Source organism: Phocaeicola massiliensis B84634 = Timone 84634 = DSM 17679 = JCM 13223 (assembly GCF_000382445.1).
GTDB lineage: Bacteria > Bacteroidota > Bacteroidia > Bacteroidales > Bacteroidaceae > Phocaeicola > Phocaeicola massiliensis.
Map to the genome: position 1 here is coordinate 2,989,736 of NZ_KB905472.1, position 12,188 is coordinate 3,001,923.

Consider the following 12,188-nt stretch of genomic DNA (forward strand, 5'->3'; position numbering starts at 1 on the left):
AGTAATAGAATAGTGGATACTTTAAAATCATCCCACCATAGAAAAATATATCTGCGATGGGGATGAATAATACTGATTTTATTATTATGTCATTGACAAAAAGGACATTTTATTATTAAATTATCAGGAGAATCTGGATGTGTTATATTTAATAACTTACCCCTATCTCCTCCAAAGTCATGATAATTCAGGTTATTGCCAGATAAATTTCATCCCGCCGGTATAAATGCAAGAATTAACTTAACCGTTCGCGTAAACGATATTTTTTCAATAAAAATCTTATAAACATTGAATGCATTTTAAAATGTATTTATATATTTGCACCAAAAAAACAAAAGAACCTTTAAAAAAGAGGGAATTTATTAACTTATTGGTTTAATTTTTTATAATTAGGAATTTTCCTTAAAGCCAAAATAAAAATCACAGATGAATTGTCATAAAACACATTTTTAATATTAAAGCTATGAAAAAAGAGCGACTAAAGCTAGTAAGCGCTATGTTACTTTTATCCGGCTTTTCTACCGGATATGTGCAGGCCGTACCCCATGCAGCGGCTGTAGAAATGTATTCTGTACAACAAGACAATACTTGCACGGGGGTGGTTGTAGATCAGAACGGTGAGACCGTCATCGGTGCGTCTGTCGTTGTCAAAGGAACAACAAACGGAACAATAACAGGACTGGACGGAGATTTCAGTATCCCAAATGTCAAGAAAGGTGATGTCATTGTCGTTTCATATGTTGGTTATGTAGACTCTGAAATCGTATGGGAGGGAAAACCTTTAAAAATCGCGCTGAAAGAGGACAGCAAGACCCTGGATGAGGTTGTTGTTGTAGGTTATGCGACTGTCAAGAAAGCCAATCTGACCGGTGCGGTTTCTGCCGTCGATGACAAAGTGCTGGCAGACCGTCCCATCGTCAATTTAGGACAAGGTTTGCAAGGAACAATTCCTAATTTGAACATCACCACCAGCGGACAGCCGGGAAAAGGTTCAAGCTTCAATGTCCGCGGTGAAACATCCATCAATGGTGGTAGCCCGCTGGTTTTGGTCGACGGAGTGCAGATGGATCCGAATCTGATCAATCCGCAAGATGTGGCAAGCGTATCAGTATTAAAGGATGCAGCTTCTGCCTCTATCTATGGAGCTCGTGCCGCTTATGGCGTTATCCTTATCACAACCAAGAGTGGTCGCAAGAATATGCCTACACAAGTGTCATTCGATGCATCTGTTTCATTCAACAGCCCGACAACCCGTCCGGAATACATGAACTCTATGGAATATGCGCACTGGATGAACGCTGCAAACAATACAACCAGCGGTCATGATCTTTTCAGCCAGGAGGAGATGGAACATATAGAAGCTTATTTCTATGATCCGGTCAACAATCTTCCGGTCTTTGTGGCAAAAGACCCAAGTAGCTGGCAATATGGAAATTGCCAGGCCGGTAAATATGCCTATTGTGGAAACACGGACTGGATGAAGGAGATGTACAAAAAAAGTTACCCTGTCCAAAAATATAATGTAAACATCAACGGCGGTAGTGACAAGGCCACTTATTATACTTCGGTGGGCTATATAGACCAGGGATCACTGATGCGTTATGGGGATGAGGGCTTCCGTAAGTTCAATATGGTAAACAATATCAATTATGACATCAATAACTGGCTGCACGTCTCCATGAAGACAAGTTACATCCGTACCGAGCTGGACGGACTTGCCCAGGATGCCGTACACGGAGAAGCATGGATTGGCAATGATACCCAACCACTTATGCCAGTAAAACATCCTGATGGAAATTGGGCGGGTCAAGGTAATTACACCAATTTTGCCGCAGTTCTGGATGAAATGGGTTCACGTAAGACCACAAAAAATGACTTCTGGAACACCCTTGCCGTGAAGCTTACCCCATTAAAAGGACTGACAATCAACATGGACTATACGTTCAACTATTATGCCGAACATAACAAGGTACACAGAAAAACATTCAACGAATATGGTATAGATGGCAAATTCTTACAGGTTTTCCAACACTCCAGACCAAGCGGCGTATCAGAAAGCCAGGCCAATGACACATACAACGCTTTCAACCTGTTCGGTGATTATGAACTTACTTTGGGAAAACATTACTTCAAAATAATGGCCGGTTACAATCAGGAGAGCAAGCATACCCGTGGCTTTTCGGCAAGCCGCAATGAGCTTATCTCCAATGACCTTCCCTCAATGGACGCTGCTACCGGAGAGAAATATGTAGGCAATTCGGATGACAGTTGGGCCACAAGAAGCGGTTTCTTCCGTATAAACTACAGTTTTGCAGATCGTTATTTGCTGGAAATGAACGGTCGTTATGACTTATCATCTAAATTTCCCAAAAACGACCGCTCCGTATTTAGCCCTTCCTTCTCTCTGGGATGGAAATTATCGGAAGAAAGCTGGTTTAAACAACCCACTAACGGTTTTTTTGATGAATTGAAGATAAGAGCCTCTTACGGTAGTCTGGCAAACCAGGCTTTGGACAATGGGTGGTACGCTTACCTGTCCAATTACGGAACTGGTACCTTGGGATATATCATGGGGGGAAAACAGCCCCAATACGTATTGCCCGGTGGTCTTGTAAGCAATACCGTTACCTGGGAAAAGGTTACCCAGTGGGACTTGGGACTTGACTTTGTCATTCTGCAGAACCGTTTGAAGGGTACATTCGACTATTATCAGCGTAAAACGACCGATATGTTGGGACCGGGTAGAATATTGCCTAATATCCTAGGTATGAGTGAGCCCTTGGAGAATGCCGCCGATATGGTAACACGCGGTTGGGAACTGGCATTGACCTGGAATGACCAGCTGGACAACGGACTACATTACAGTGTGGGATTCAATCTCTCTGACACCCAAGCAGAAATCACCAAATATGACAACCCGACCAAATCATTGTCTTCCCCATATTATGAAGGACAAATAGTTGGTGATATTTGGGGATACGAATCCACCCTGTTCCAGTCATCGGATGAGATAACTTCGGCCCCTGACCAATCCAAGCTGGATGGCGGAATCAGCAAGGTTCCCGGTGATATCAGATTTATGGATATTGACGGTAACGGTGTCGTAGATTATGGAGAGAACACAGTTGATAATCCGGGTGATATGAAGATTATCGGTAACAACAAGGCGCGTTACCGTTACGGATTCAATATCTCGGCAGACTGGAAAGGTTTTGACCTCGGAATATTCTTCCAGGGTGTCGGAAAACGTGACCTGATGCTTCCCAATACATTCAGATGGCAATACGGAAGCATGTGGCAGGTTCCTACAGCTGTAGGAAATGATTACTGGCGTGAAGACAATGTAGGAGGATGGCTTCCAGTGGCACGTTTCAATGGCAGCCAGGCTTTAGGTCAAAACCAGACACGCTATCTGCTTGACGCATCCTACCTGCGTCTCAAATCATTGTCTTTCGGATATACCCTGCCTGTTTCCCTGACCAAACAATGGGGAATACAGAAATGCCGCGTATATTTCACCGGAGAGAACCTGCTGACCTTCAAGCATACTCCGGAAGGATTTGACCCGGAACTGGACGATCCATACAAGTATCCACAGCAGAAATCGCTGGCTTTGGGACTTAATGTTGTATTCTAATCTTAACACAAAACTTTTATGAAACTGAAATATATACTTTATATGGCGGCTGCCCTGTCTCTGACAGGCTGTAATGACTCTTTTTTGGAAAGAGGTCCGCAAAATTTGAACGACCAGAGTTTTTGGGTATCTGTCAATGACCTGAAAGCCTATGCCAATGCCTTTTATGGCCTGATACCGGGAGGAGTCAGTGTTCTGGATGACACGGACAGTGACATCCAGGTCCCTAACAATATCAATTCTTTCCTATGGGGACAATATGTTGTACCTACAGAAGGTGGCGTATGGCAAAAATCAAACTGGCAGAACATTCGAAACATCAATTATTTCATGACACATTATCAGAGTGTGCAGGCTGCCGAAGCGGATGTCAATATTTATGTAGCCGAAATGCGTTTCTTCCGTGCACTGGAATATTTCAACAAGATTCAACTTTTGGGAGACGTGCCCTGGCTGGAAGTTGACCTGAATGTGGACAGCGAGGAACTGTACGGTCCGAAGATGAAGAGAAACCAAGTGTTCCAAAAAATCATCGAAGACCTGGATTTCGCCATCCAATGGCTTCCGGAAGCAGGCAGTGAAGAAGCCAACCGTCTGAATAAGAACATAGCCAGACACGTAAAGGCACGTTTCTGCCTGAATGAAGGTACCCATTATAAATACCATAATGAATTGGAATATGCCTCAGAAGCAGAAAAGTGGTTGCAAATGGCTGCAACTGAGAGTGACAAGCTTATCACATCAGGAAGATATGAAATCTATAATACGGGCCATCCACAAGAAGACTATTTCAATATGTACCGCATAGACGACAAAAGCGACCTGAAAGAGGCCGTCCTCTATGTGGATTATAAGACGGACATACGTGAACACAACATGGCCGCTGCAGGACGTGAGGCCGGATGCGGTTTCTCCAAAAGTTTTGTAGAAAGCTTCCTTTGTTCGGACGGTCTTCCCATTTCACTTAGTAATAAATATTTAGGCGATGAAACAATGAGAAAGGAAACGGCCAACCGTGACCCCCGTCTGAAACAGCTGATCCTCACCAACGATTTTCCGACAAACGTGACAGATGACCTGAAGGACTCTACTTTTGTAGTGAATGAAGATGAGTTTATCACCCAGCACTGTTTCACAGGATACAGACCTATCAAAGGATTCAATCCCATATACTCACAGGCGTTGTATATGAAAAGCTCCTTCGATGGCATCGCTTACCGTTATGCAGAAACCCTGCTGATCAATGCGGAAGCAAAAGCGGAATTGAATACCATTACCGATGCGGATTTGGATAGAACTATCAACCAATTAAGAGACCGTGTTGGAATGCCTCACCTGACAGTAAATGTAGGCTTTACCGATCCCAAATGGCCGGACTGGGGATACAGTCTGAGTCCTATTTTGCAAGAGATCCGTCGTGAACGCTGCATTGAGTTGGCAGGAGAAGGCTTCAGATTCAATGATCTGAAACGTTGGAAAGCCGGTAAAGTGCTCAATAATGTACTGACTTATGTGGGGAAAAGAAAACCAGACGGTAATCTGGCCATTGTATATCCCAACTACACAAATCCCGACCTTTCATATCAGGCAGGAAAAAGCCGTACTTGGGAAGACAAGATGTACCTTTATCCGATTCCGACTGGAGAACTTCAGAGAAATCCGCAATTGTTACCACAGAATCCGGGATGGTAAATGTAGTGACAACGGATTTACAAGCTGTGATTTAGATTGACAAAGAGACCGCCATGGGCAAATATATGTACCGGTGGTCTCTCTTCATTTTGTCAGCCCGGTCACGGCATTGATGAGTAAAATCCCTCAAAACAGATAAATTCAAGTATGTCAGTATTCTATCAAATATTTTATAACAATGAGAAAGATAATCTTAACCGCAGCCTTGGTTTGCGCCTTTTTAGGTGCACAAGCTCAGGAGTACTATGAGAAACAAGTGACCTTCCCCGTCGGGGCGACTTTGGAACAGAAAGTGGATATGGCTTCCCGCCTGGTGCCCACTCCGCAACAGTTGGCATGGCAACAAATGGAGTTTACCGCTTTCCTGCATTTTGGTATCAATACGTTTACCGGCAATGAATGGGGAAGCGGAAAAGAAGATCCTGCTGTCTTCAATCCCACCGAACTGGATTGCGAACAATGGGTGCGCTCACTGAAAGAAGGCGGTTTCAAAATGGCGATTATTACGGCCAAGCACCATGATGGTTTCTGCCTTTGGCCTACTAAGACAACCAAACATTCTGTGGCCAATTCTCCGTGGAAGAATGGCAAAGGAGACGTTGTCCGTGAGTTGCACGACGCCTGCGACAAGTACGGCATCAAGTTTGGTGTTTACCTGTCTCCATGGGATCGTAATGCCGAATGTTATGGCGATTCTCCCGCATACAATAAATTCTTTATCGAACAGCTCACCGAGCTTCTGACCAATTACGGTGAAGTGCACGAAGTTTGGTTTGACGGTGCGAATGGAGAAGGTCCCAACGGCAAGAAGCAGATTTATGATTGGGATGCCATCTTGAAAACCATCCGCCGACTGCAACCGAAAGCCGTGACAGCCATTATGGGTGATGATGTACGCTGGGTGGGCAACGAACGTGGTATCGGGACGGGCCACGGAATGGAGTGCAACAGCTTTGATGCCTAATTCTTATCCGGGTTCTGATGAAATCTATAAGAGATTGGACATAAATGCCATGTCCAAGGATTTGGGAAGCCGTGAATTAATGTCTAAAGCATCGCACTTGTTTTGGTATCCGTCGGAAGTGGATGTATCTATCCGCCCGGGATGGTTCTATCATGCCGAACAGGACAAACAGGTACGTTCACTGGCCAATTTGGTGAACATCTATTATCACTCCGTAGGCTGCAACTCTGTTTTATTATTGAATATTCCACCCGACAAGCGTGGCTTGATACACGAGAATGATGTAAAACGTATCAAAGAGCTGGCTGAATACATCAAGAAGACCTTTGCCGACAATAAAGTTGAGAAGGGAAAAACAGCATGGACAGCCCAAGTGGGCGATACCAAAGAATACAAAGTCAGAAAGAATGCACTGGTCAATACTTTTCTGATTCAAGAAGATATCACAAAAGGCCAGCGTGTGGAAGGTTTCACGGTGGAAGTGTTTAGCAATGGCGCATGGCATCATGCAGGCAAGGGAACCACAGTGGGATACAAACGGTTGCTTACTTTCTCGGACAGCCATGCGGAAAAGGTCAGAGTGACTGTCACCGGTGCCCGTGGAGATGCCAACATCAGCAACATTGGTTTATACTATGCCGAACCATTAATCGACAATACAATTAAAGTATCCCTGAGCGACATTCCGGTAGATGATTGGAAAACAGTGGGCATGGATGCAACAGCAGCTATTGACGGCAAGCAGGAAACCGTATGGAAAACCGATACTCTGACTTCTTTGGTGGTTGACATGGGTAAGGATGTGGAAATATCCGGCTTCAGTTATACTCCTGCACAAAAGGAAGATCTGACCGGAACCATTTATAAATATAACTTTTATGTCAGCCGGAACGGGAAGGAATGGACGAAATGCGATACCACAGGTGAATTCAGCAATATCATGCACAACCCTGTCCCTTACTTTGTACGCTTCGGCAAGACTTATCCGGCCCGTTATTTCAAACTGGAGCCTGTTGCCGAAATAAACAGTAAGGCGGCAACAGCTGTTGGCGAAGTGGGAGTACTGCTTAAATAAACACACAAATAAGCTATAAAGTACGGCAAACATTAACCGATTTATGAACGTGGAATTATTTAACTGCCGCTTTTTCTGTATGATATTTAATACTGTACTTTTTTCCAGACATGTATAATAATTGAAATTTTCTATTATAGTGGTGTATTATGGTTTGTGAAAATAATAATGCACCTTATTCAGATTGATTATCCAAATAAACTTATTCTTGTTTCCGAGAAAAAGAAGATTATACGACCGGAAAAACAACAAGGCTCCACTCGAAGAAAAGCAAACGATTGAAGCGAACTGCCGCTTGGGAAGCAAAAGATCTAAATTCCTATCTACAGTCCTAAAAGGCTAGGACGTATGGGAAAGCAAAAAACTGCTGAGTAAATAAAGAAAAGGGGTATAGCTGCCGAAAAGAGGTTGTTCGGCATGACCGAAGCTCGGATGCCTCACCGTTTTTCAACAATTTCGTTTTAAGCACGAAAAACAGAATGTTCATTGTTCCTTGTTTCATCACTTTTGTTTTTTGAGGTGTTACATTCAATTGTTTCGTCAAAACCGGATGGCATGAGGACATGGAGCGAAATGTTAAATTCGGTGGCTTTTTTGAGGGACTTGTGGAAAAGCCATAAAAATCCCATTTTTCTCAGGTTCGAATTGCCTTTTGTATCCCGGGTTCGATTCCTTTTTTTATCCCGATGGGAAATACCGAATTTTTAAGTTTCTTTCACTTTTTAGACTTCATCCGGTCATGTGTGCAAAATTACTTTTTCACACCAGAGATTGGGATTGTCAAACAATTGAAAAACAATGAAGTATGGTACATATTTATGGCTTTTTCAAAAGCCTTTAAAAAAGCCACTGAATTGGCGAAATCCAACTTCACAAATATGTAGCGGAATGCGTAGTGAGGGTAAAAAAAAAGAACCCTTGAACTATCTCTAATTCAAGGGTTTTCTAAAATTGAAAAGCTTTTTGGTGGTGCCACCAGGAATCGAACCGGGGACACAAGGATTTTCAGTCCTTTGCTCTACCAACTGAGCTATGGCACCATTGTTTCTCGTTTGCGGTTGCAAAGGTAGGCATATTTTTTGAATCTACAAATTTTTTGCAAATTTTCTGCCAAATTCTTTTTGGTTTCAAAAAAATGATTTACCTTTGCACTCGCAAAACAGAAACGGAATGTAGCGCAGTTGGTAGCGCACTACGTTCGGGACGTAGGGGTCGGGCGTTCGAGTCGCCTCATTCCGACAGAGAACGGCAAGCAGTGAAAATTGCTTGTCGTTTTTTTTACCTTCGCAAACCGCTGTAAAGGCTCAGTTGATATGGCTCAGTCTGAAAACTTGGCTGCTTTATTGGTCAGAATCGTATAAACATCTCCATTGCTCAGGCAAGTTTCATCCAAAGAAAGGTTTTCTCCAATGTTTTCAGGATAAAGGAGGTAGTCATGCGCATATTCGAGCTGATCCCGGTTCCGGTAATCACTGATTTTCTCCTTGTATTGTTTACGAAGAGTCTGTCCTTTTACGCCATAACGTTCCGCAAGCACACAGATGCTCACAGGAGTAGATTCAATCTCCTTCTTTTAAAAAAGAAACGAACTCAGAATTGAGCCGTGTACCGTCAAATTCGGATAAATCCCAGTCATAACTGAAGATTTCATTGGAAGACTTGTCAAGCCATTTACGTTTACGAACATGGAGATAAGTGGCGCGACCACGAATAGGATAGTCTTGGATTGTACGATACTCACCAAAACCATAGGATATGATATCCGGGTTGGACTTATCTTCTTTTAGCTGAACTTTTTTTTCATCAAGATAAATATCAAAACGGTCAGCACTCTTGTCGAAATTGACAATATCAAAGTTGTCTATAAGCACATCCGGAAGGATGGCACGAAGGAATCGTTCGGGTTTCATAAAACAAAGGTAAGCAAAGATAGCTAATTTTAAAACTTACCAACCAGATATTTCCGCTGAGCCATAAAAACAACGCTTCCATTAATACCGGGAGCGTTTCTTTTTGTATATGCGTCCCGTCACCTTATCTCGCATTGTTATTAGCATGCCACCACCCGATACACATTCCCCTTGGCGGTATGTACTCGCTCGCCCAACTGCGGCAGGATGCGGCTCAGACTGTAGGCGGTCATGCCTCTCATGACCGAAGGATGGGCAGACTTCATCCGCTCGAATAATTGGGTGGCGGAAAGGGTCAGCACTTCCTGCGGATGGTCCGCTTCCGTGGCTAAGCGGAAGCAAAGGCGGAATACCTCCTCTTCGGGTATGTGTTTGTAGAACAGGGCGTTGTGCTGCTGGATGGCTTGCTCTTCTTCCTTGTTGAACCAGCTTCGTTCACCGGACAGGAGTTCCGCTTTGAGTTGGGCGTACAGCTGTTCATGCTCCACAGGTGTGACGCAGTCAATGGCGTGCTCCAAGCTGACACAGAGGAAGCGGCGCGAGCCGGTGCGGTCTACCAGCAGGTCTTCCCGGTTGCTGGTGCCGATGAACGAGGCGATGCGGGGAAGTGCCGACGCACTGCGTTTGTAGGCCTTGCGGATGTTCAGTGCGGAGGCTTGCATCAGGTTCTTCAGCAGGGGCATTTTGGACGCGCTGAGTTTGTCGAATTCATCCAGATTGATCAGACCGCAGGCAGCGAGTTTGGCTTCGGCGGATGCCGGAGAGCTGAGGTCGTAACTTTCTGTGTAATAAGCTTTCAGCGCATCGGGCATCAGCAGGCGGCAGAACGTACTTTTCCCCAGTCCTTGTCGGCTGCTCACCAGCAGGGGAGCCACGCTGTTGGCGCGGTTGATACTGTTAGCGCGGTTGGCACTGTTGGCGTTGTTGGTATCCGGATGAAACTGCATCCATTGGGCGGAGAGTCCCAGCATCCAGCGGTGGAAACCATTCACCCATACCGGGTCGTCGGACACCCGGCGGGCAAGTGCGGATACGCGATCCTTGCCGTCCCATTCGGGAAGTTGTTCAAAGTAGGCGGTAAAGGGATGGTATTCGCTGATGCGGCGCGAGCGCACAAAGCGTTGGATGTCTCTGTCCCAGCAGTCTATGCCTGTTTCGATGGCTTCCATGCTGAGCGTGTTCATCCACCGTTCGTCCACCTTGGTGTAGCGCAGGTGGGTGTCGGGAATGTTGTTTGTTACTTCTTCCACCTCGGTTTCCTCGGTCAGCACGTTGAAGCGGAAGCGGTAGCGGGAGGTGAGGAAAGCGGTCACTTCCTGCATCAGGGAGGATGATTTCGCTTTCTTGACTTCCTCTTTCGAGGATTCTAATCCGGCTTCCTTTCGATTGCCTTCCGATGATATCACTCCGATTTTCTTTTCAACATCTTCCGAGGATTCTAATCCGGCTTCTTTTCGAGTGCCTTCCGAAGATATCACTCCGATTTTCTTTCCAACATCTTCCGAGGATTCTAATCCTGCTTCCTTTTCAATATCTTTCGAGTGTGCGATATTCATAACCTTTCGAGCACCTCCCGATTGTGCGGCTTCCTTCTCCGTTTTTTCAATTAAGACTGCCGGGCATCCGGGAGCTTCGTTCCTGCTTTCCGATAAATTGCCCTTGCCGTTTTCAGCCGGAAGAACCTGTGACTTGCTCACTTCCTTCACTCCGTCTTCATCGGACACAATGTAATGGTAAACGCCCGCCAGCGCATTCCCGTCGGTGCGCGGAGTCCAGTCCACCACCAAAGCCACCCGGCCTTCGCGGATATCCACTGCCAGATGCACACCGGGGATGGTCCGACAAAGCGGTATCAGTCCGTTGAGGGCGGATATGAAGTCACGGCGCGGCGTTCCGTCGGAAGGAACAGGAGCTGACAGGAATTTGCTTCCGAAGAAGACTGTTTTGAGGGTGGCGAATACATTCATGAGGCACTTTTTTTAGATTTGACGAACTACAAATATACAACATGAAAAAGCGTTTGTCAAGAGGGGAGACAAATTAATCAAACCCGGGTACAGGATATGACGGAGCCTGACACAATGACATATATACGTGCAGGCTCATGCGTACGTACGTGTAGCTCGATACGTATATACGTGTGACCTGATGCGTATATACGTGTAGACTTATGCCACCGTATGTGTAGTCCGATGCGTACGTACACACTTTACAATTGAATTCAAAATGTGGATAATGCTGTCGTTTCGTGCGTAGGGGCAGGGTTCGCCTGCCCGAAGACACAAAGCAAACTGTTTTCGGGCGAGCGAACCTCGCCCCTACAGCTGACGATGGGATAGCACGGTTTAGTTTTGACACACTCCCATGCTGCAAAAAAGACCTTGATGTTTTCAAAAAAGACCTTGATGTTTCTTAAAAACATCACCATCTTTTTTAAAAAGCCCGGTATGTTTTTATGTAAGGGAAGATGGAACCACCCTCACCAAGTCGGTCATTTCTCCTTTTCCGTTCATCCTTACATATTAGCCAAAACGCATTATCAATCAATCGTTTAACAATGACAGAACATCCCCTCATTCCCCTTTCAGCCATGCTTCCCAAGCTACTTTTAAACCAGCCTTCAGCATTTCTCCTGCCGGAAGAAATTTTACAGATGAAAGGAGACTGCAGGGGTGGTAACAAGATGTCCATTCACTACCGGAGCCCTACCAACAGGACATTTCAGCGGTAGATGAAAGGAGGAAGGAAGAAGCAATATTTCCTTCCTCCGCTACTATGATATCTGCCGGCTTCTCATCAAATGTTCGCCGTCGAGTCCTTCAGATTTCACTTCACGATAAACCTTTACCCTTGGGATTGTGTCTAAACACTGATAATGCTGTCATTTTGTTAGTAAGGGCGAGATTCGCT

The 12,188-nt window shown here is 45.0% G+C and carries 4 protein-coding genes, 2 tRNA genes and 2 pseudogenes; 4 read left to right on the top strand and 4 right to left on the bottom strand.

Features of this window, described 5'->3' with window-relative positions; genetic code table 11:
* Nucleotides 1–463 precede the first annotated feature (463 nt).
* The 3 genes and pseudogenes from HMPREF1534_RS06720 (at nucleotide 464) to HMPREF1534_RS0119105 (ending at nucleotide 7,368) form a co-directional block, all read left to right on the top strand.
* Complete coding sequence (locus HMPREF1534_RS06720; RefSeq protein ID WP_005941721.1) at nucleotides 464–3,637, top strand: SusC/RagA family TonB-linked outer membrane protein; 3,174 nt, start codon at nucleotides 464–466, stop codon at nucleotides 3,635–3,637.
* Nucleotides 3,638–3,655: 18 nt separating this feature from the next.
* Complete coding sequence (locus tag HMPREF1534_RS06715) at nucleotides 3,656–5,329, top strand: RagB/SusD family nutrient uptake outer membrane protein (RefSeq protein ID WP_005941723.1); 1,674 nt, start codon at nucleotides 3,656–3,658, stop codon at nucleotides 5,327–5,329.
* Nucleotides 5,330–5,507: 178 nt separating this feature from the next.
* Nucleotides 5,508–7,368: pseudogene (locus tag HMPREF1534_RS0119105) on the top strand (alpha-L-fucosidase).
* A 964-nt stretch (nucleotides 7,369–8,332) separates the two neighbouring features.
* On the opposite strand, the gene HMPREF1534_RS06710 reads toward HMPREF1534_RS0119105, so the two are convergent.
* Nucleotides 8,333–8,408 (bottom strand) — tRNA-Phe (locus HMPREF1534_RS06710).
* Nucleotides 8,409–8,534: 126 nt separating this feature from the next.
* Between HMPREF1534_RS06710 and HMPREF1534_RS06705 the strand changes: the two genes are divergently transcribed.
* Nucleotides 8,535–8,607 (top strand) — tRNA-Pro (locus HMPREF1534_RS06705).
* 91 nt (nucleotides 8,608–8,698) lie between these two features.
* Here HMPREF1534_RS06705 and HMPREF1534_RS0119115 read toward each other — a convergent pair.
* From HMPREF1534_RS0119115 to HMPREF1534_RS06695, 3 genes and pseudogenes are all read right to left on the bottom strand, one after another.
* Nucleotides 8,699–8,917: pseudogene (locus HMPREF1534_RS0119115) on the bottom strand (ISAon1 family transposase); the annotation flags it as partial.
* Nucleotides 8,918–8,927: 10 nt separating this feature from the next.
* Nucleotides 8,928–9,278: an ISAon1 family transposase N-terminal region protein gene (locus HMPREF1534_RS06700; RefSeq protein ID WP_005941741.1), complete on the bottom strand. Its 351-nt coding sequence runs from the start codon at nucleotides 9,276–9,278 to the stop codon at nucleotides 8,928–8,930.
* A 140-nt stretch (nucleotides 9,279–9,418) separates the two neighbouring features.
* Nucleotides 9,419–11,245, bottom strand: coding sequence for a VapE domain-containing protein (locus tag HMPREF1534_RS06695; RefSeq protein ID WP_005941744.1), 1,827 nt, complete (start codon nucleotides 11,243–11,245; stop codon nucleotides 9,419–9,421).
* Nucleotides 11,246–12,188: the final 943 nt, after the last annotated feature.